Genomic DNA, 21338 nt, shown 5'->3' on the forward strand with positions numbered 1-21338 from the left:
GCCTAACAGGCGTAATGGCAGGTGCCCATGAGCCGCCAGCCCTCACGTTTTCATCATTTCATCGCCTTCTTGGTGGCGTCGGCGGGTCTTGTGGCGGCAGCGGACATGACGCCGGACCAGCGCGCGTTCTTCGAGAGCAAGATCCGTCCCGTGCTCGTGAAGCAGTGCTACGAATGCCACTCACAAGGGGCGAAGAAGCTCGGCGGCAAGCTCCTGCTCGACGCGCCTTCAGAGATGATCGTCGGCGGCGAGTCGGGGCCGTCGTTGATTCCCGGCAAGCCTGACGAAAGCCTCATCATCCAGGCCGTGCGTTATGACGGCCTCGAAATGCCGCCCAAAAAGAAGCTGCCGGAGCAGGTCGTGAACGACTTCATCACCTGGGTAAAAATGGGCGCGCCCGATCCGCGCGAAGTTGTGCCGAAAACGGCAGGCAAGATGAAAAAAGCCCCGCAGGAGCCGCTGTGGTCCCTCCTGCCGGTTGCCAATCCGACACCGCCGGTGGTGAAAAAGCGCGACTGGCCGCGTGAGAGCCTGGATGCGTTCATCCTGGCAAAGATCGAGCAAAAAGGCCACCAACCGACCGCCGATGCGGACTGGCGCACGCTCATTCGCAGGCTCTCGTTTGACCTCGTCGGCCTGCCACCGCCGTCCAGCTTGGTGGACTCGTCAGATCTGCCCGGCGTCGTGGATCATCTCCTCAACAGCCCACATTTCGGCGAGCGCTGGGGCCGCCACTGGCTGGACGTGGCCCGCTATGCCGAATCAAACGGCAACGACGGTCTCAGTCGTAATCCGAGTTTCCCGCACGCCTGGCGTTACCGTGATTATGTCATCCGCGCCTTCAACGAGGACATGCCCTATGACCGCTTCATCACCGAGCAGCTTGCCGGTGATCTGCTGCCCGCTGATTCTCCCGCGCAGCGCGACCGCCAGCTCGTCGCCACCGGTCTCTTGGCGCTCGGCGCCAAGCCGGCGAAGGCGATGAACGACAACTTCGAGATGGATGTCGTCGCCGACCAGATCAACGTCATCGGCAGCGGCATCATGGGCCTCAGCGTCGGCTGCGCCCGCTGCCACGACCACAAAACCGACCCCATTCCGACCCGCGACTACTACGCGCTGGCCGGCATTTTCAAAAGCAGCGAGACGATGTGGGGCGCGGCCGCGCATCAGGGCCTCACCGCGCCGCAGACCCCGCTGCATGAGCTGCAATCCGCCGCCAAAGTCATCCCGCGTTTCGAGGTTGAGCCGATCATCAAGGCGAATCCGCCGCACCGCCCGCCCGCCAAGCCTTCCTTCAAATACGCCGCCGATGCGCCGCTCGCCATGGGCCTGCGCGAGGCCAAGGCCGTCACCGACTGCAAACTCAACATCGATGGTGAGTCGAAAAAGCTCGGTCCTGAGGTGCCACGCGGCTTTCTCAGCGCCTGCGGCTCGATAGATGCCGCGCTGCTGCCGGACATGACGCAAAGCGGCCGCCTCCAACTCGCGCAGTGGCTCACCAGCCCACGGCATCCGCTCACCGCCCGCGTCATGGTGAACCGAGTGTGGCAGCAGCTCTTTGGCGAGGGGCTCGTGCGCACGCCGGATGACTTCGGTGTCTCTGGCGAGCAACCCACGCATCCCGAACTGCTCGACCACCTCGCCACGCGGTTCATGCGCGAGGGCTGGTCCATCAAGCGCCTCATCCGCAGCATCGTCCTCAGCCGTGCGTATCAGCTCAGCAGCCAGTGTGACGAAAAACTCCGCGAGGCTGATCCCGACAATCTGCTGCACGCCCGTCACAACCGCCGCCGCCTCGACGCCGAGTCCGTGCGCGATGCCATGCTCGCCGCCACGGGGGATTTGAATCCGCAGCCCGCCCAGGGATCGCTCATCCAGCATCGTGACGTGCTCATCAATGAGCTGCCGCCGCTGCACCAGCCCAGCCAGCATCGCAGTGTGTACCTTCTCATGCTGCGGAACTCCATGCCGCCCGAGCTCACGCCCTTCAATCTGCCGGACGCCACCACCATCACCGGCAGGCGTGATGCCAGCACGCTCGCCACGCAGTCGCTCTACATGCTGAACAACGCCTTCATCGTCGGGCAGTCGAAACGTTTCGCCAGCAAGGTGCGGCAGGCCTCTGAAGACACCACGGCCCGCGTCCACTTCGCCTATCGCCAGGCCCTCGCCCGCGATGCCACCGAGACCGAGCTGCGCCGTGCCCAGGATTTCCTTCGCGAGACCGACCTCATGCTCGCCTCGGCGCAAAACGACGCCAACCAACGCCTCAGCGATGCCTGGGCCGCGTTCTGTCAGGCGCTGCTCGTTAGCAATGAGCTGCGCTATGTGGATTGAGAGCGCGTGTCCTGGCGAGAACACGCTCCACTTCTCGCTTCTCACCTCACAGTCCCCGGTTTAAAGCACCGCCCATGCGCATCCTCCACACCGCAGACTGGCATCTCGGCGCTCGACTCGTCGAGCGTGACCGCTTGCCGGAGCATGCTGCGTTTCTCGACTGGCTTCTCGAAACGCTGCGCAGCGAGAAAATCGACGCCCTGCTCGTCAGCGGCGATGTCTTTGATGCCGCGAATCCGCCGCAGGATGCCGTCGCGCTCTACTTCGACTTCTTGAAGCGTCTCGCCGACCTCAAAACGGTGCAGGCCGTCATCACCGGCGGCAACCACGACTCCGCCTCCCACCTCAACGCCCCGCGTGAGCTGCTGAAGCGCTTCGACGTGCATGTCTTCGGCCATGCGGGCGAAACCAATGTCGTCGATCTCGGCGGAGCCGTCGTGGCTGCCGTGCCCTTTTTGCGTGAGCGCGATCTCCGCCAGGCCACCGCCGGTGAAACCATCACCGCCGTGCATGAGCAGCTCCGCGCCGCCATCCGTGCCCACTACGCCGCGCAGCTCGCCGCGTGCCGCGACCTCGCGCAAGGCCGTCCCGTCATCGCGATGGGCCACCTCACCGTCCTCGGTGCCACCACCAGCGACAGCGAGCGCGACATCCACATCGGCAACCTCGGTGCCGTCGGCGCGGACCTCTTTTCCGGCTTCGACTACACCGCCCTCGGCCACCTGCATCGCCCGCAAAAAGTCGCCGGCATCGAAACCATCCGCTACAGCGGCTCACCCATCCTCCTGAGCTTCTCCGAGGCCGCGGACAAGAAATCCGTCGTCATCCTCGACCTTCAAAACCATTCTTCTGTCCCCATTCTCCTGTCGAAACCCGATCCGGATCGACAGAAGAATGGGGACAGAAGAATCGTCATTCAGAATCTGCCGATCCCCACCACCCGCCAGCTCATCCGCTCCACCGTGAACCGCGCCACGCTGGCCGCCGATCTTCAAAGCGTGCCAGCCGGAGCCTGGGCCGAGGTCACCGTGAAGCTCGACGCCCCCGAGCCCGACCTCGACCGCCAGGTCCGCGAAGCCGCCGCAGGCCGTTTCGAAGTCTTAAAAGTCCTCGCCGACCTCCCCGCCACTGCAGCCACCCCCTGGCAACTCACCGGTCCCGCCCTCCACGACCTCCAGCCCCGCGACGTCTTCCGCGAACTCCTCCAGGAAAAGCAGCTCCCCAGCGACGAACTCAGCGCCGTGTTTGATGAGCTGCTGGCGTTGAGGGAAGCGAAGCTGACGGAATGATTCTTCGTGTTACAACGGCGACCAGCTCAGTCCCATCGCCTGCGCCAGACGACTCTGTCTGCCGTCGGTGGTGATGAACTCTGCCGCCTGGAGATCTGCGGCGATCGCGCAGTGAAGGATGTCGAGCGAGCGACAACCAATCGTCGGCGTGTGCGACATGGATAGCTGCACCGCAGATTGGAAATGCGTCCGCCAGACCGAGGCCGGTGCCATGAGCACGCCTGAAGCAAGGTCCGCCTGAATCAGCCCCAGCGCAGCGGCCACCTGATCCTCCGTAGCCTGACCGTGAAAGCGTTTTTGATTCAGCGCATTGGTCAGCTCCAGCTCATGCAGCGGCGTGTAAAACACCGGTCTGCCAGCGACTCGACGAACCACCGCCGCGCTTTCCGGCTCCGGGTAGTAGAGTTTGACCAGACAACCCGTGTCCAGATAGATCATCGCGTTCCGCGCCCCTCCTCCACGAGTGCGCTCAGCGGCGTCCCTTCGGCCTGTTCACCCCAGATCGCCTGGGCACGAGCCAGGAAGTCTGGTGCGGCAGGCGCAGGCGGTAGCACTCTGGCGACAGTCTTGTCGCTGTCCGTGAGCTGCACTTCTTCTCCGGCAGTGACCCAGCGGAGAACGTCAGCCCAGACCTTTGGAAGCTCGCTGATGGCGGCGGTTTTCATGGTGCCAAGAATACGACCGATGTGTTGCCTCGCAATCTGCCATTTCCATCGCCTCAGGAGCCGTCTATGGATGAGTCCCCATGCGCCTCCTCGCCGTCCGCCTCCAAAACCTCAACTCGCTCAGCGGGGCGCATGAGGTGCGGTTTGATGAGGGAGCGTTGAGCGCGGCGGGGGTATTTCTCATCACGGGGCCGACGGGCGCGGGGAAATCGACGCTGCTGGATGCGATGACGCTGGCGCTGTATGGCCGGGCGGCGCGTTATGGCAATGACAAGGCGGATGAGATGATGAGCCGCCACACGGCGGAGTGCCTGGCGGAGGTGGACTTTGAAACGAAGGGCGAAAAACTCCGCGCTACCTGGCGGCTGCGTCGCGCCCGCGGCAAGGCGGACGGCAAGCTGCAGCCCGTGGAGCGTCGTCTGGCGAATGCGGTGACGGGCGAGATCCTCGCGGAGAAGTCGGCGGAGATGGATCGCCTCATCGAGGAGCGCACGGGGCTGGATGCGCAGCGCTTCTTGCGATCCGTGCTGCTGGCGCAGGGGCAGTTCGCGGCCTTTTTGAAGGCGAAGCCGAATGAGCGCGCGGAACTGCTGGAGAAGATCACGGGCACGGAGATCTACACGGAGCTGTCGAAGCTGGCCTTTGAGACCTACAAAGCCAAAGACGAGCAGGTGCAGCGGCTCAAAGCGGCGCTCGGTGCGGTGTCGGTGCTCGATGACGAGGCGCGGCAACGGCTGGAGACCTCGTTCGCCGAGGCGCAGAGCAGCGCGGTGCGTTTGCAAAGTGAAAGCCAGGACGCGACACAGCAACTTCACGCGCAACGCGAGCACGCGACCATCGTCGCGGAGATCACGAAGCTCGGTGAAGGCGTGAAGCAGCTCCAAAGCTCGCAATCAGCCGCCGTGGCGGAGGTTTCGAAGGCGAATGGCATCGCGGACGAGGCGAAGACGCTGCGCACGAAGCGGGAGCCGGTGTGGGAGCAGGCGGCGGGCCTCGCGGCACAGAGCGAGCAGTTCGAAAAGCAGCTCGCGGAGAGTCGCACCACCTATCAAACCTGGGCGAAGGAGCAGAAGGAGTCCGCGACGAAGCGTGAAGCCGCCGAAAAAGCTCTCGCCGCACATCAAGAGGCCGCGCAGGCGCTCGAAGCGTGGTTGAAGCAGCACGCGGCCGATGCCGAGCTGGGTGAGCAATTGCCGAAACTGCGCGTGGCGGTGCGTGAGTGGCGTGGGGCGCATGAAAAGCTGGCGGAGGGCCGGAAGCGTCATGCGGAGGCGGAAACGCTGAACAAACGACTCAGCGACTCGGAGGCTCAAACGGCCGTTTGGACGAAAAAAGCCGCTGAAGGTCTCGCGAAGGCGGAGAAGGATCGCGACGAGCAAAAGCGGCTCACGGAGAAGATAGAGGTGCAGCGCGAGATCGTGCGGAAGTCCGAGCTGATGGCCGGTTTTGACGAGCATCGGCATGATTTGAAGGCTGGAGAGCCTTGTCCGCTGTGTGGTGCCACGGAGCATCCCTTTGCGAGCGCCGAGACGAGCTTCGAATCGCAACTGCAAGCCGCGCGGAAGCTGCTGATGGGCTTGGAGAAACAGCACGACCAGACTCAGCGGGCGCTGACGGTGCTGGAGCGTGATTTGGCGAAGATGGACGCGGAGTTCGGAGCGGAGAAGAAGCGGGCGGAGGAGGTAAGGAAGGCACTGGGAGAGATTGAGGTGCCGGATGTGGGTGTGCTGGAGTCAGAAGAGCTGGTGAAGCGCGCGGACGTTTATGGAGTGCCGACGAGTCGTCGGCCAGCCATGGCTGCTTTGGGCGACGAATCGTCGCCACTCCATGCTGAGCGTGAGCTCGACGCCCTCGAAAAGTGCGTCGCCACCTTCACGAAGAAACAGCAGGAAGCCGCGCAGCAGCGCAGCGAGCGGCAGAAGCTCGAAGGGGATGTGCAGCTCGCGAAGGCGGATGAGGTGGCGAAAACGAAGCGGCTCGATGAATTGAAGGCCGAGGGCGTCTCGCTGCGCACGAAGGCGGATGCGTTGAAGGGGCAGTTGAACGAACTGCTCGGTGGAAAGACGCTGGCGGAGGATCGGCAGGAGCATGAAGGTCGCGCTTCATCGGCGGAGAAGGCTCTGCGTGACGCGGAGACGAAGCTGAATGCGCTGCAAACGCAACTCGCGGCCACGTTGGCGAAGCTGGAGCAGCTTGAGACGCGTCGGAAGCCTTTCGAAGGGCAGAGCGTGCTGAACTCGGCCGCCTTGAGCGAACTGGAAGCGATCACGAAGCAGCTCGGCGAGGCGTTTGCGACGAAGCGCACGGAACTCGGCTCGCTCGAGCAGCAGCTTAAAAACGACGACGACGCGAAGAAGCGTCGCGAGGCCGGTGGAGCGGAGTTGCAGACGGCGGAGACCGAGGCGCTGCGCTGGGGAAGGTTGAAGGAGCTGATCGGCTCGGCGGATGGCGCGAAGTTTTCGCGCTTTGCGCAATCGCTCACGCTGCGGCAGCTCATCGGGCTGGCAAACGAGCATCTCAAAGTGCTGGCGGAGCGTTATCGCCTGATGGCAGCGGATGGTGATGAGCTGGATCTGCGCATCGTGGACCTTTACCAAGCGAACGTGGATCGACCGATGGAGAGTTTGTCGGGTGGCGAGAGCTTTCTTGCGAGTCTCGCGCTCGCTTTGGGGCTGAGCGAGCTGGCGAGCCGGCATCATCCGATTGACTCGCTCTTCATTGATGAAGGTTTTGGAACGCTCGATTCGGAGACGCTGGAGGTGGCGCTGAGTGCGTTGGAGAATCTGCGAGCTGGCGGGAAGACCATCGGGCTCATCTCGCATGTGGATTTGCTCAAGGAGCGGCTTTCGACGCAGGTGCGGGTGGTGCGCGGGGCAGGGGGGACGAGCCGGATCGAGGTGGTGGCGTGAGCGTTGGGCTGAAGGGCGCCGCTTGCATGCCTCCGACATGCGACCTTGGGTGAGGAAGGGGCTTCGTGTGTTCTAGGGGTGGCACTCGCTGTGCGAGTTTACCCCTGGCTACCTTCTTTGATCCCTTCGGGATCGGGGAGGGATCAGGATGATCCCGCTCCTGGGGTGAAGGCGAGGGCGGTGAGTTCGCGGTAGTAGGCGGAGGATTGCATGAGCTCGGCGTGGGTGCCGTGGGCGAGGATTCGGCCTTGATGGAGGACGTGGATGACGTCGGCCTCGATGATGGTACTGAGGCGGTGGGCGATGACGATGGAGGTGCGGTTGGCGCGGAGTTTCGTCAGCGCGGCTTGAATGAGGTGCTCGGATTTCACATCGACGGCGGAAGTGGCTTCATCGAGGAGGAGCACGGGGGCGTTTTTGAGGAAGGCGCGGGCGAGGGCGAGGCGCTGGCGCTCGCCTCCGCTCAGGAGGACGCCGCGCTCGCCGACCTCGGTGTCCAGACCTTCAGGAATGCGGCGGATGAAGTCTTCGGCGCAGGCATCGCGCAAGGCGGACCAGAGTTCGTCATCGGTGGCATCGGGTTTGCCGAGCAGGAGGTTGTCGCGCACGGTTCCGGCAAAGAGAAAGGCTTCCTGTGTGACGTAGGCGAGGGACTGGCGCAGCGAGCGCTTGCTGAGGTCGCTCAGCGGGATGCCATCAAGCGTGATGACGCCGCTTTGAGGATCGTAGAAGCGGGTGAGGAGCTGGAAGAGCGTGCTTTTGCCCGAACCGGTGGCTCCGACGATGGCGATGGTTTGATGGCGGTGCGCGGCGAGCGTGATGTCGTGCAGCACAGGCTTGTCCTCGCGATACGCAAAGGAGACGGAGTGGAATCCGACCTCGCCACGGATGTTTGTGAGTGTTTGACCTGAATCCAGGTCTTCCTCGGTCTCATCGTCGAGGATGGCGAAGACGCGCTTGGCGGCGGCGAGGCCGTTCAAGAGCGTTTGATTGACGCCGTGGAGGCGGGCGATGGGTTCGTAGAGGAAACCGACGAGCAGGATGAACTGCATCAACTGGCCGGGCGTCATGCTGCCACGCACGCACCACCAGGAACCAGCCATGAGCAGCAGCACGAGGCCGAGATTGCCGAGCAAGGTCATGGAGGGCGCGTAGAACGCCCACGCGGCCATGAGACGCGTTTGTTTGTCTTTGAGGCGATGACTGGCGGCAAGGAATTTCCACTGCCGCATGTCCTCGGCGGTGTAGCTCTTGATTTGACGGATGCCGGTGAGCGTGTCGTGCAGCGTGGCATTGAGCGCGCTGGTGGCCTCACGCGCGGCGGTGGCGCGTGGGGAGACCCAGCGTGAGTAGATCCAGCCACCGGCGGCGATGAGCGGCGTGGGAGCGAGGACGATGAGGGCGAGCTTAGTGTCGGCCACGAGCATGACGACAGCGGTGATGAGGATTTGCAGCAGGGCGGTGAGGCCCTGCTCGATGCCTTCGAGAATGACGCGCTGCGTTGCGGGCACGTCGTCGGCGAGCTTGGTGAGGATGTCGCCGGTGCTTTGATGATCGAACCAGCGCAGCGGGAGAAGCTCGACCTTGCGATGAAGCTGGCCGCGCAGGTCGGTGATCATACGCTGGTCGAAGGCGCAGTTCACCCGGGTGCGGAAGTAGTAGAGTCCTTCGCGTACGGTGAAGGTGAGGATGGCGAGACCGCCGACCTGCCAGATGAGATCCGTGCGCTTCTGCGGGATGATTTCATCCATGAACCAGCGCACGACGCCGGGAAAGACGAAGATCAGGCTCGTGCCGGCGATGGCGAGGGTGAATTGCAGCGCAGCGATGCGCCAATGGCCGCGCGCGAACGCGAGAAGGCGACGCAGCGCGCTGCGATTCGTCATTGGCTCGGGCTTGTCGTCCATGGGAGTGACCTAGACGAGTGAGCGCGGGTTTCGATTCAACCAACGAGATGCACCTGCGGCATCGGGACGATGAATTTGCCGCCACGGGCGAGGAAGTCCTGCTCGCGCTTCAAGAACTCGGGCATGAAGTGCCAGGGAAGCACGAGGTAGTAGTCAGGCTTCGCGGCGCGAGATTCGTCTTCGGAGATGATCTTGATGTGCGTGCCGATGGTGTAGCTGCCCCATTTGATGGGATTGCGGTCGGCGATGAAGGGCACGAGATCGGGCGTGACATTGCAGAACTGCAAGGTGGTGCTGCCCTTGGTGGAGGCACCGTAGCCGTGGACGACTTTGCCTTCGGCTTTGGCCTTCTGGAGGAAGGCGGTGAGGTCGGTGCGGATGCGCTCGATGTTGTCGCGGAAGACGGCATAGGGCGCGTCGGAGTCGATCGCCATTTCGAATTCGCGGATGCGAAGGTCTTGGACACGCGCTGCGGCTTCTGCGGATGGTTTGACCTGGCCGGCGTTGGCAACGACGAGGCGGAAGCTGCCGCCGTTCACGTCGTTGAGATGCACGTCGATGACTTCGAGGCCGTGATCGCCAAAGAGGCGCTCCAGCACGGCGAGCGAGTAGTATTCCAAGTGCTCGTGGCAGATGGTGTCGAAGCTGTTGATGTCGAGCATCGCTGGCAGGTAGCTCTGCTCGAGAATCCAGATGCCGTCGGTGGCGAGCACGTCGGCGATGTCCTGCACGAAGGCGTGTGGGTTCTCCAGGTCGTAGAACATGGAGATGCTGGTGACAACGCGGGCTTTTTCGGTGGCGTGAACGCTTTTGAAGGCGCGGGCGGTGAAGAAGTCGTTCACGACTTCAAAGCCTTTGGCGCGGGCTTTGAGCGCGACATCGGAGGGGTCGATGCCGATGTGGCGGAGGCCCTGCGTTTGGTAGCTGGAGAGGAGCGTGCCGTCGTTGCAACCGATGTCGAGCACGATGTCCTTGGCCTTAAGCTTGACGGTTTCCTCAACGAGCTGGGTGATGCCGGTGAGGTTGTCGATCATGGACTGATTGATGCCTGACTCGTAGTAGTAGCGGTGGTAGAGCACCTTCGGCGGCACGGAATGGCGCATCTGCACGAGGCCACAGGCATTTTCATCGACGGAGGGGTCGCAGCGCACGAGGTCGAGCGGGACTTTGCGCTTGATGAGGGCGCTGCCGTCCTCGCTGGCGAGGACGCCGCCGATGAACTGGTCGCCGAGGCTGACGACGGGCGTGAGACTGCGCGAACCGCAGATGCGGCAGGTGTTGCGGGTGATGAGGACAGGTCGGAAGGCTTGAATTGCCATCCGGTCAATTGGCATTGATGCGCTGGCGTGTCCAGCCGGACTTCATCGCACAGCGATCAGGTGCGGGCGGTGGCGCGGTTGTCGAGGAACCATTGATAAGTTTGCGTCACGCCGGTGCGGAAATCAGTTTTGGCCTTCCAGCCGAGCTTGTCCAGGCGGCTGACATCGAGCAGGCGGCGCGGATTGCCGTCCGGTTGCGTGGTGTCCCAGCGGATCTCGCCAGTGTAACCGATGATGCTGCGGATGATTTCCGCCGCCTCACGAATGCTGATCTCCTGACCGGTACCGATATTGACGATGTCACCACCGCTGTAGTTTTCGAGCAGGAAGGCGCAGGCGGCGGCGAGGTCATCGACGAACAGGAACTCGCGCGTGGGCGTGCCGCTGCCCCAGAGGGTGACGCTCGGTGTGTTGTGCAGTTTGGCCTCGTGAAAACGGCGGATGAGCGAGGGCAGGACGTGCGAGTGCTCGGGATCGAAGTTGTCAAAGGAGCCGTAGAGATTCGCAGGCATGCCGCAGATGAAATCGCGGCCATGCTGATGGCGGTAGCCCTGGCAGAGCTTGATGCCGGCGATCTTGGCGACGCCATACGGCTCGTTGGTGCTTTCCATCGGCCCGGTGAGCAGACTGTCCTCGCGAATGGGCATCTCGGCGTTCTTGGGATAGATGCAGGTGCTGCCGAGGAAGAGCAGCTTCTTCACATCGAAGCGATGCGCGGCGGAGAGGACGGCGTTTTGGATCTGCAGGTTGTCGAGCAGGAAATCGACGGGCTGCGTGTAGCTGGCCTTGATGCCTCCGACCTTGGCGGCGGCGAGGATCACATAGTCGGGTCGCTCGGCGGCGAAAAACGCGTCGGTGGCATGTGGATCACGCAGATCGAGCTCGGCCTTGGTGCGGGTGATGATCTGCCACTGTGGCTGTGTGGCGTAGTGTCGTAGCAAAGCGCGACCGACGAGACCGTTGTGACCGGTGATGAAAAGTTTGCCGCCGAGAGAAGACATGGCTTTTCGTTTAGCGGTCGAGTTTGCCGGTGTCCAGCAGGAGCTTCTTGTTTGCTTCCAGCTTTGCTGGAGAAGAAGTGGCGACCCCTACGAGAATCGAACTCGTGTCGCATCCGTGAAAGGGATGTGTCCTAACCGCTAGACGAAGGGGTCGTTTGAGCGGGCGGGGATAGTGCGTTCAATGTGAGATTGCGCAAGGGAAAATTCAGCGGGAGTGAAAATCGCTCTCTCGCATGCGTTTTATCAGCCTCAAGTCAGCCTGAAATGAAGCGATTGAGGCGACAGACACAGAAAGTTCCGGTTTGGGCCATGTGGCTGCGTTCTCGAAACATGATCGAAGAAAGGCAGGAAAAATCTTGAACTGAGCAATGCCAATATTTAAGATCATCTAATTAATAAAAAGCCTTTTTTGAGAATATATGTGTAAAATTAGATTTTTTAGAATGAGTTGTTATCTTTTGTGGTCGGTCTGCCTGCACTGACGATGAGTTTTTCATTCCGAAGCCTGTTTCAGCGTGATGCCGCTTCTGACGATAGCGGTGGTGACGCCACTCCGGCTTCTTCGATGGCTCATCCCGGCGTGGCTGGATCCCGGTCTCCCATTCATTCCATGCAAGCCACTTTACCCACGTCGAATTCAAATTCTCCGTTTCAAATCGGCGGCAATCCATTGTTTAAAACCATGGGCAACGAGTCTGTGGCAGCTCCGCCGATCAATTCCAGTGCTGGCATGTCGCCCTTCAGCATCAATGGAGCCACGCCCACGAACACACCGTTGACGGTGGGGGATGTGATCGGGCATTTGCCCCCCGATGTGGTGCGAGCAGGGGCTTTGCCCGCCGAGCAGCCGCTGGCGCTGCCGCCAGCGCTCTTGGAAAACGCGTTACGCAGCGGACAGCCGGTTTTGCCGGTGTTTGAGTTGTACCGTGTTTGCCCGGCCCTGTTTCAAATGCCGATTTCCCCGCAGGATCCGCGTGTGGTGCCGCTGCCAGCAGCCAAGCTGCCCGGCCTCATCGCCCAGGCCAGGGAAGGGCAGGGAAGTTCCACCTCGTCCGCTCCGCCAGCGTCGCCTTCACCTTTCTCAATGGCGCCCTCACCAGGTGCTGCTCCTGCGGAAGCCGCGTCATTTCAAGCGGCACCACCCGCCTCTGCCGCGCCAGCCCGGTTTCCCATGAGTCCGTTTGCAGCGGCCGCGCAGCCCGAGGCTCCGCCGGAGATGGCACGAGCCATGGCTGCGGAAATGCCTGTGGCGAGTCCGTTTTTGCGCAGCGCCGAAGCACCGCAACAGCCAGCAGGAAGTCCTTTTTCGATAGGTGCCGCCGCCACTCAACAACAAGAAGCTGAAGCGCCTTCAGCCATGGCTTTTGCTCATGCGCCGGGTGGCTCTCCTTTTGGGATGCCGCCGCAGGCGGTCTTCCCAGCCGCCCAGCCCCCAGCACCAGCCGCAGAGGTCTCAGGTCGTAGTGCGCTGCCCTTTGCCACTGTCAGTCCGGCGGCCGTTGAGCAGCCCGTGTCCATCACCGGTCTTTTTACGCCGAAATCACAGGAACAGGCATCCACGCCTTCTGTCGCCCCGGCAATGCCGTTTGGCACACCGTTTGCCACTGCGATGAAGGAGACCGCTCCAGCGGCTCAGCCTCCGGCTCCAGCCCAGGCTTTTGCGTCGCCGCAGATGCCTTCGTCGTCAGGCGGCATGGCGAAACTCGGCTTTGCCGCCGTTCTGAACGGCTACAGCCTTGAGGAACTCGGCTTCAATCCCGCGATGGTGCCTGAATGGATTGCCACAAATCTCCCTGCCAGCGTTTTGAGCGCACAACTGTCCTCGGGACAGGTCATGGTCGAACTCGGAGTCCTCATTGACGGATTGTCTGATGTGGGTTTCCGCAACACGCTCACTTCTGCCAAGCGCGATTTTCAGGTTCGGCTGCCTCAAAACGAGGTCTTTCATGCGCTCACGAGCGCCTCAACTGCGGCCCCGGTTTTTGGAGGCGGAGCAGCACCCGCACCCGCTGCGGCACAGCGCACACCAGCCGCCAATCCTTTCGTCATCCAGCCAGGTTCGCCAGCCGGTCAAGTGAACCGTGCGGATGCACCTGCCCCTGCCTCGTTTTCATCTCCGCAGCCAAGTCCGTCGCCTCTTTTTGCTCCTGCTGAGAACAAGGCGCTCCCAGTGCCGAGCCAGCCCTTTGCTCCCAAATTCGGGGCGTCGCTCAATCCATTCGCCAAAAGTCAGCCGTCGGAAGCTCCCGCGTCTGCGCCATCGATCTTTGGTCAGCCCGCGCCGGAGCCTGTGGCACCGCAGCAGCCTGCTCCCTCCTTGTTTGCTCCTGCTCCGGCCTCGCCGCCCGCTTCGCCACTGTTCCAGACCTTTGGCTCGCCGCCTGCGTCTTCTCCTTTTGCCAGCCAGCCTGCCATGCAGCCCACCGGGCCGCTGTCTGCGGCGGCGAAGCCATTCGATCCCTTCGCTTCCACCAACTCGATGGCGGCAAAGGCTCCTGCGGACTCAGGCTTTAGCAGCGCCCAGTTGCTGGGGCAGACCCCGGCGGCAGAGCCTGCGACCAGTTCTCCTTTTGCCGCGCCTGCGCCTGAGTTCAAGCCGCTGATGTCCGCCTTTGCTCCGAAGATAGAGGAAGCGGCTCCCGCGCCACCTCAGGCACCGCCGTCAGCGTCGTGCGGTCTGTTTAGCACGCAGGCTCCGAGCGTGCCTCTCTTCTCCGAACCTGCGGCACAGCCCCAGCCGGTGATGGAGCCGAGGCCCGTGCCTGTTCAGCCTGCGGCGGCCGCAGCCCCGAGCCAAATGGCGGCGGTGAAACATTCATTCCTCGGCCTCGCCCCGCTCGACACGCAGACCGACCAATTGCTGCTCCGCGCTTTGCTTGGCACCGAAGAACATCTTTCGGCTCCGCGAGTGGTTGAGCTGCTGGCCACGCAAAGCGGCCTCAGCGCCTGCGTCTGTCTGCATGGAGCGCATGTTCTCAGCCACGCTGATTCGTCAAAGCCTGATGCCGCCGAATTTCAGCGTCAGGCTCCTGACATCGCCCGCCAGTTGCGTGGGCTGGCTCCGCTGATTGGCATTGAAGGGGCGGAAACCTTCACGCTCAACGCAGGCGGCCGGCTGCTCACTTTCTGTTTCCCCGGCACCACGACGGTTGCCGTGCTGCACGAACACGAGCCCTCCACCGGCCTGAGGGACAAAATCACCCTCATCGCGCGCGAACTCGCCCGCATGCTTGGCTGATCAGGCCGTTCCAACCCACGCCGCCATGCCCAGCATCAATCACGACGACCACACCGTCAGCTTCAAGATCGTCTATTGCGGCACCCCGCTCAGCGGCAAAACCACCAATCTGCAGCAGATCCACGCCAAGCTCGACCCCAAGGGCTGCAGTGACCTCGTCTCACTCTCCAACGCCCAGGATCGCACGCTGTTCTTCGACTTTCTCGCCATCGAGGCCGACGCGCTCCCCGGCTACAAGACCGCCTTCCATCTTTACACGGTACCCGGCCAGATCACCTACAACGCCACGCTCCAGCTCGTGTTGAAGCAGGCCGACGGTGTCGTCTTCGTGGCCGACTCACAGATGGACCGCCAGCGCGACAACTTGCAGTCCCTTCAGAGCCTGGAAGCCAATCTGCGCATGAATGGCAGCTCGCTCGACCGCCTGCCCATCGTCCTGCAATACAACAAGCGCGACCTGCCGAATGCCGCGCCCGTCGAATACCTCGAATACCTCTTCAACAACCGCCCGGTTCCGTTCATCAGTTTTGAATCTGACGCGCACAGCGGGCGCAACGTCCTGGCCACCCTCAACGCCATCTCCCAGGCGGTTCTCCATCAGTTCCGTCTTCGCAACGCGCCTCCATCCGAGCATGGGGAGGGCGTTGGTTCTTGTGAAGTCCCCACGCATGCGCTGGCGGCGTGATTAGCTCTCCTTTATCCATGAATTTTGCACTTCAGTCCCTGTCCGCTCTGCCGGGTGTGCACCAAGCCGCCATCACCGATGACTCGGGTCGGCTGCTTGACTGTGCGGGGGATGCTGAGCCGCCAACCGCAGCCATCCTGGTGTTGGCCCACGCCACCCTCTCCGCAGCCTCCGAACTCGGACGCCGTTCAGGCAGCGGCGACTGTTTGGAAGTGGTTCAACAGCATGACGGAGGTGTCATTTACCTGCTCGGACTCCCGCAGCGCCGCGTGCTTCTCGTGCGCTGTCAAAGCGCCGATGTGATGCCCGCCATTCGGGGGGCTTGCCAGCGCCTCGCCAAATCGATCACCACACGGGTGCGTCCTGTGGCATCGCCTTTGCCCGACATCTCCTCCGCTCTCCATGCCGAGCCGGCTTGGTGATTCCTTTCGTTCAGCGTCGTGGATGTCCTGCAACCCGGTCTTTTCAAGGCCGGGTTTTTCGTCGATACCACTCGCTCAATTGTTTTCACCCCGCCCATGCCGCGACTCGTCCTTGAAATCTTTGTCTGGCTCGTGTTTGCCATGGGCGCTCACGCTCAGCAGCGTTTCGACTTCTCCGCGCCCTTGATGGGCACCACCTTTCACATCTCCCTGCATGCGGAATCCCAGGGGAAGGCCGAAACCGCCGCCGATGCCGTCTTTCAACGCATCGCCGCCCTCAATGCGATCTTCTCCGACTACGAGCCGAAAAGCGAGCTGATGAAACTGTGTAATTCCGCCCCAGGTCAGCCTTTCAAGGCCAGCACGGAGCTGTTTGACCTCGTTTCACGCTCCGTGGAGATTTCACAGCTCACGGCGGGCGCTTTTGACATCACCTCCGGCAATCTCACGAAGCTTTGGCGGCGTGCCAAACGTCTCCAAAAACTTCCGCCTGCGGACCGCTTGCAACAAGCGCTCGCCGCCACGGACTGGCAGGCCGTTCAGCTCGATGCCAAGGCGAAAACCATCACGCTCACCAAGACCGGCATGCTCCTCGACCTCGGTGGCATCGCCAAAGGTTACGCGGCGGATGAAGGCTTGCGCATTCTGCGTGAGCACCACATCGCTCGCGCTCTTGTCATGGCAGGCGGCGACATCGCCATCGGTAATCCGCCGCCGGGTCAGGACGCCTGGGAGATCAAGCTGCGCACCTTCACCAAGCCCGCTCCAAACGCGGAGGAGGCCATGGAAACTGTGCGCCTCAAAAACTGCGCGGTCTCCACCTCCGGGGATCTTTATCAGTTCATTGAGATCGACGGCCTGCGTTATTCTCACATCATCTCGCCCCAGACCGGCCTCGGCCTCACCGAGCGCGTTGCCTGCTCGGTCATCGCCCCGGATTGTACCACCAGCGATGCTATGGCCACGGCGATGTGTGTGCTGGGCCGCGAGAAAGGCATGGCGGCCGCTGCGAAGCTGCCGGGAGTCAGTGTGAAATTCGCCACGCCCTGAAGCCATGTCCCACATCCCCCAGGTTGCCATTCTCGTCGATACCTCGCGCTCCTATGGGCGCGACATCGTGCGCGGCATCGTGCGCGGCATCCGGCGCTATGTGGCGGAGCAGGGGCCGTGGTCCTTGTATCTGGAGCCGCGCGATCTGCGCAGCACCTTCCCCGACTGGCTCAAAAAATGGAGAGGCGACGGCATCCTCTCCCGCACCGTCGATGAGACGATGCTGCGGCAGCTCAAGGCCACCAAACTGCCCGTCGTCGAGCTGCGCACGTCCGTGTTGAAGCACCCTTTCCCCTTCGTGGGCATGGACAACAGCGTCATCGGCGTCCGAGTGGCCGAGCACTTCCGCAATCGCGGCTTTCATCACTTTGGCTGTGTGCAGGACGCCTCGGAGAACTTCTTCGTCGAACGCAGCGACCGCTTCATCCGCGCCGTTTGTGACGCTGGCTTTGAGTGCCCCGTGTTCCAATCCGAGCGCTCCAACTGGGAGCAGCATCAGCGCGATCTCGTCGCTTGGTTGCTCAAGCTGCCAAAGCCTGCCGGTGTTTTTGCCGTGAACGACCAGCTCGGCTTCTGGGTGCTCGATGCCGCGCGTCGTGCTGGCATCGCCGTGCCGGAAGAACTCGCCGTCGTCGGCGCGGAGAATGACAACATGCTCTGCGAAACCGCCTCCCCGCCGCTCTCCAGCCTGCGACTGCGCGGCCAGATCGTCGGTTACGCGGCCGCCCGCCTCCTGGACGAATGGATGCAGCGCAAACGCATCCCCAAGCCCGGCGAAAAACACCTGCACCTGCCTGGCGACATCGTCGTGCGCCAGTCCAGCGACATCGTCGCCGTGGAAGACCCGCGCATTGCCTCCGCGCTGCGTTTCATCCGCCAGCATGCCACCGAAAACCTTGATGTCACACGCGTCGCCCGTGAAGTGGCCTTGTCACGCAGCGTCCTCGAACGCCGCATGAAAGCCCTCATCGGCCGCAGTCCTGGCGAGGAGATCAACCGCCTCCGCTTCGCCGCCGTGGAGAAACTCCTCACTCAAACCGACCTCACGCTTGACGCCATCGCCGCCCGCTGCGGCTTCACCCATCCGCAGTATATGGCCGAGGCCTTTCGCAAAAGGAGCGGTGTGACGCCGGGGGAGTTTCGGAAACGACGGGCAGTGTGAGGGCTCCAGCGCCCCGCCGTCATGCGCAGAAGCTTGCCAAGTGATTGGGCCACATGGGTTTAAACCGTTTCAGCCTTGCATCGGGGCTCAAACCTGGGGAAAGGAATGGCATGTCATCTTCGGCCATCACACGCCATGAGAACGAACTCGCCGCCTACGCCGAGTGGGAGTGGAATTACGCTCAACTGGCCGCCTTCGTCCGCCAGCGCAGGCATTGCAATCTTGGCGAGCACCCGCTCGGTGAGTGGCTGCGGCGGCAGCAGAATGCCGTGGTCGCCGGGCGTTTGTCCGAAGAACGGCAACAGCGTTTGGCCGTCCTGGGAATCTCCTTTGAGCCGCAGGACGGTGCTTGGGATGCGATGTTTCGCCGTCTGCGCCAATGCCTGAAGCGCCAGCAGGTGCCGCTGAAAAAAAGCCGCGAGCAATGGCTGCCAGAAGCGCCTGATGAGGATCTCGCCGCATGGCTGGGGGAGCAGCGTCAGATCCACTCGCAGGGGCTTTTGCGGGCGGACCGCCTTCGTCGTCTGCAACCGCTCAAAGTGCTCGGAAACAGCCGGAAGTATCAGGAAAAGGAGAACAAGCCCTTAAAAAGTGATGTGTCCTGGGAGGCCCGCTACAGTGAATTGTGCGACTTCTCCGGCCAGTTCGGACACTGTGACGTGCCCAAGGCCTATGCTCCCAATCCCCCGCTCTCGAACTGGGTTTCCATGCAGCGCGAAAAGCAGAAGCGGGGAAAACTGGATCGCTCGCGTTATGAGCGTCTGGATGCCCTGGGTTTCGCCTGGTTCGCCAAAAACAGGCGGTCTGGGCGGTGCTGGGATCAACGCTTTGCCGAGTTGAGAGCCTTCAAGCAGAAGCACGGGCACATACGCGGTGTGAAGGAAATGGGCAAACAGCTATTTAGCTGGCGGAACACACAGCGCGGTCTTCGCCGAGAGGGCAAGCTGAGCGCCGAGAGGATTGCGCGGCTGGACGCCATCGGCTTTGAGTGGGCGGACCCTCGGCTGCAGGGGCTTGACCCCAAGATCGGCTGGGAGAGGCGCTGGGAGTTTTTCTTCGACCAACTCAAGGACTTCAAAAAGCAGCACGGCCACACACGAGTCCCCGCAGGCTGGCGGGAAAACAAGAAGCTGGCCACCTGGGTGATGGAACAGCGCAAGGCCCGCAGGCGTGGCATTCTTCCGGCCAAACGTCAGAAACGTCTGGAGCAGATCGGCTTTGATTGGAAGCCCCCAGGCAGGAAGCGTGTCGGCCCGCCGCCGCCAAAGCCGGAGCCGCGCTACACGACCCTGTGGAACCGGCTCTTCGCGGAATTGCAGGCGTTTCACAAAAAACACGGGCACACACGGGTTTCTCCACGCGATGGTGCCCCTCGGCACCTCATCGCCTGGCGCTTCACGCAGCAGGACAAATATCGCAAAGGCAAGTTGAGCGCGGAGCGTATCGCCAAGCTCAATGCCATGGGCTTCGAGTGGGAGTCTCCAGGGCGTGATGGCCGGACGCGTTGGGAGATGTGGCAGGGCGGCTGGGACGCCATGCATGAGAAGCTTGCCCGCTTTCGACGCGCCCACGGCCATTGCCGAATCAGCTCGCAAGACCCTGTCAATTCGGTTCTCGGTCGCTGGGCCGCGAAGCAGCGGGCGGCCAAAAGAAGGGGGGCGCTGAACCCCAAACGGGTTGCCCGCCTCAACGCCCTGGGTTTCGAATGGAATCCGCCTGTCGGACTGACTTTGCAAAAGACTCTGCCGCCCGTGCAGAAGCGCCGCAAAAGCTGAAGACGGGAAATGAAAGTCTGAATGAAGCGGGGGCGCGGCACGCGTTTACTCGGCCACCATGAACCGCCGTCGCTTCCTCCAATCGTTGTCTGCCATCGCCGCCGCGCCTGCTTTCGCGGCAGAGTCGCCGTGGAAGCTGAATTACATGCTCGCCTCGTCGATGTACGGCAGCCTGCCGCTGGCGGAAATACTGCCCGAGGTGAAGAAGACTGGCGCGACCGCCATCGAGCTCTGGCCCAAGAAGCACGGCACGCAGCGCGAGGAAATGGATGCCATGGGACATGACAAGTTTGCAGCGCTGCTCAAGGAGCACGGCGTCGGTTTCGGCGGATCGACGCGCTACGACCTTGGGCCGTTCAAGCTGACGGAGGAAATCGCCATCGTGAAAAAGTTCGGCGGTAGCTTCATCGTCACCGGCGGTTCTGGGGAATGGAAAGGGGTGAGCTCTGAGCAGCTCAAGGCGAACGTGAAGGACTTCGTCGAGAAGATGAAGCCGCATGCGGCCTTGGCGGCGGAGAACGGTGTGGAGATAGGCATCGAGAACCACATCAACAACCTCATCGACACACCGGATTCATTGCTGTGGCTCGCCGATGACATCCGCAACACCCCCGGCATCGGCATCGCGCTCGCGCCTTATCATCTGCCGCAGGACACGAAGCTGCTGGCCGACCTCATCAAGCACATCGACCAGAAAATGACGCTCTTCTACACCTGGGAGCACGGCATGGGCTGCATGAAGCCGATGCCGAAGGAGGAAGAACTCCAGCAGATGCCCGGACGCGGCAAACTCGACTGGAAACCGCTGCTTCAGGCCCTCAAAGAGACGAAATTCACCGGCCCGACCGAAATCTTCATGCATCCAACACCGCGCGGCATTCCGATCATGCCGACTGCGGCGGAGACGACCGCCGAGATCGTTCGCGCGAAGAACCACCTCGACGCCATCGTCGCCTCACTCTGATCAACACTCCCAAACTCCACCACTCCATCCAAGCCCATGCCTGAAGCCAAAGTCCTCCTCATCGTCGGTGACGCCACCGAGACCGTTGACACACTCTATCCCTTCTACCGTCTGATCGAAGGCGGCTACAAGCCCGTCGTCGCCGCGCCGGAAAAGCGGAAATACCAGATGGTGCTGCATGAGGTGAAGCCCGGTTGGACCATCACCAAGGAGTGGGAAGGCTACAGCATTGACGCCGACATCGCCTTCAAGGACATCAAGCCCGAGGAATACGTCGGCATCTTTTTCAGTGGTGGTCGTGCGCCGGAGTACATCCGCGAGGACGCCGACCTGCTGCGCATCACCAAATGGTTCTGGGAGCAGAAGAAGCCCTGCGCCAGCGTCTGCCACGGCGTCGAAATTCCCGCCCGCGCGGACATCGTCAAAGGCCTGCGCATGGCCACGGTGGCGAAGTGCAAGTTCGACCTCGAAATCTGCGGCGGCATTTATGTGAATGAACCGTGTGTCATCGACCAGCACATGTATTCCGGGCGCACCTATCACGACTCCGGTCATTTCATCGGCCCGTGGATCAAGGCGTTGGATGCTGAACGAGCGAAGATGGGGATTTGA

The 21338-nt window shown here is 62.3% G+C and carries 16 protein-coding genes and 1 tRNA gene; 11 read left to right on the plus strand and 6 right to left on the minus strand.

Going from position 1 to position 21338, the window contains the following annotated elements:
• The first annotated feature begins 27 nt into the window (after positions 1–27).
• The gene (locus tag ACILSI_RS00280; protein ID WP_395719824.1) at positions 28–2340 is read left to right on the plus strand and encodes a PSD1 and planctomycete cytochrome C domain-containing protein; all 2313 of its coding nucleotides are present in this window, start codon (positions 28–30) and stop codon (positions 2338–2340) included.
• A gap of 74 nt (positions 2341–2414) precedes the next feature.
• Complete coding sequence (locus tag ACILSI_RS00285) at positions 2415–3629, plus strand: exonuclease SbcCD subunit D C-terminal domain-containing protein (RefSeq protein WP_395719825.1); 1215 nt, start codon at positions 2415–2417, stop codon at positions 3627–3629.
• A 9-nt stretch (positions 3630–3638) separates the two neighbouring features.
• Here ACILSI_RS00285 and ACILSI_RS00290 read toward each other — a convergent pair whose 3' ends face one another.
• Both ACILSI_RS00290 and ACILSI_RS00295 read right to left on the minus strand, forming a co-directional pair.
• On the minus strand, positions 3639–4067 hold the full coding sequence (locus tag ACILSI_RS00290; RefSeq protein ID WP_395719826.1) for a type II toxin-antitoxin system VapC family toxin: 429 nt from the start codon (positions 4065–4067) through the stop codon (positions 3639–3641).
• The gene (locus ACILSI_RS00295; protein WP_395719827.1) at positions 4064–4294 is read right to left on the minus strand and encodes a type II toxin-antitoxin system Phd/YefM family antitoxin; all 231 of its coding nucleotides are present in this window, start codon (positions 4292–4294) and stop codon (positions 4064–4066) included. Before ACILSI_RS00295 ends, ACILSI_RS00290 begins: the two co-directional genes overlap by 4 nt.
• Positions 4295–4374: 80 nt before the next feature.
• Between ACILSI_RS00295 and ACILSI_RS00300 the strand changes: the two genes are divergently transcribed.
• Positions 4375–7203, plus strand: coding sequence for an AAA family ATPase (locus ACILSI_RS00300; protein ID WP_395719828.1), 2829 nt, complete (start codon positions 4375–4377; stop codon positions 7201–7203).
• A 143-nt stretch (positions 7204–7346) separates the two neighbouring features.
• Here the strand turns inward: ACILSI_RS00300 and ACILSI_RS00305 are convergent, their stop codons facing one another.
• The 4 genes from ACILSI_RS00305 to ACILSI_RS00320 form a co-directional block, all read right to left on the minus strand.
• Positions 7347–9110, minus strand: coding sequence for an ABC transporter ATP-binding protein (locus ACILSI_RS00305; RefSeq protein ID WP_395719829.1), 1764 nt, complete (start codon positions 9108–9110; stop codon positions 7347–7349).
• A gap of 35 nt (positions 9111–9145) precedes the next feature.
• Positions 9146–10429 (minus strand): class I SAM-dependent methyltransferase, encoded by a 1284-nt coding sequence (locus ACILSI_RS00310; RefSeq protein ID WP_395719830.1) that lies wholly within the window; start codon positions 10427–10429, stop codon positions 9146–9148.
• 56 nt (positions 10430–10485) lie between these two features.
• A complete protein-coding gene (locus tag ACILSI_RS00315) occupies positions 10486–11430 on the minus strand; it encodes a GDP-L-fucose synthase family protein (RefSeq protein ID WP_395719831.1) in 945 nt (314 codons plus the stop codon).
• Positions 11431–11508: 78 nt separating this feature from the next.
• Positions 11509–11583 (minus strand) — tRNA-Glu (locus ACILSI_RS00320).
• Positions 11584–12040: 457 nt separating this feature from the next.
• On the opposite strand from ACILSI_RS00320, the gene ACILSI_RS00325 reads away from it, so the two are divergent.
• The 8 genes from ACILSI_RS00325 (at position 12041) to ACILSI_RS00360 (ending at position 21338) form a co-directional block, all read left to right on the plus strand.
• Positions 12041–14668, plus strand: coding sequence for a hypothetical protein (locus ACILSI_RS00325; protein ID WP_395719832.1), 2628 nt, complete (start codon positions 12041–12043; stop codon positions 14666–14668).
• A gap of 25 nt (positions 14669–14693) precedes the next feature.
• Positions 14694–15353 carry a GTP-binding protein gene (locus ACILSI_RS00330; protein WP_395719833.1) on the plus strand — a complete coding sequence of 220 codons (660 nt, stop codon included), beginning with the start codon at positions 14694–14696 and terminating at the stop codon, positions 15351–15353.
• Positions 15354–15370: 17 nt separating this feature from the next.
• The gene (locus tag ACILSI_RS00335) at positions 15371–15775 is read left to right on the plus strand and encodes a hypothetical protein (RefSeq protein ID WP_395719834.1); all 405 of its coding nucleotides are present in this window, start codon (positions 15371–15373) and stop codon (positions 15773–15775) included.
• Positions 15776–15871: 96 nt separating this feature from the next.
• Positions 15872–16825, plus strand: a complete 954-nt coding sequence (locus ACILSI_RS00340; RefSeq protein ID WP_395719835.1) for an FAD:protein FMN transferase — start codon at positions 15872–15874, stop codon at positions 16823–16825.
• Positions 16826–16829: 4 nt separating this feature from the next.
• On the plus strand, positions 16830–17987 hold the full coding sequence (locus ACILSI_RS00345; RefSeq protein ID WP_395719836.1) for a substrate-binding domain-containing protein: 1158 nt from the start codon (positions 16830–16832) through the stop codon (positions 17985–17987).
• A 110-nt stretch (positions 17988–18097) separates the two neighbouring features.
• A complete protein-coding gene (locus tag ACILSI_RS00350) occupies positions 18098–19762 on the plus strand; it encodes a helicase associated domain-containing protein (protein WP_395719837.1) in 1665 nt (554 codons plus the stop codon).
• Between the two features lie 58 nt (positions 19763–19820).
• Positions 19821–20726, plus strand: coding sequence for a sugar phosphate isomerase/epimerase family protein (locus ACILSI_RS00355; protein ID WP_395719838.1), 906 nt, complete (start codon positions 19821–19823; stop codon positions 20724–20726).
• 36 nt (positions 20727–20762) lie between these two features.
• Complete coding sequence (locus tag ACILSI_RS00360; RefSeq protein WP_395719839.1) at positions 20763–21338, plus strand: DJ-1/PfpI family protein; 576 nt, start codon at positions 20763–20765, stop codon at positions 21336–21338.

The sequence above is a fragment of the Prosthecobacter sp. genome (genome assembly GCF_044232965.1).
Taxonomy (GTDB): Bacteria; Verrucomicrobiota; Verrucomicrobiia; order Verrucomicrobiales; family Verrucomicrobiaceae; genus Prosthecobacter.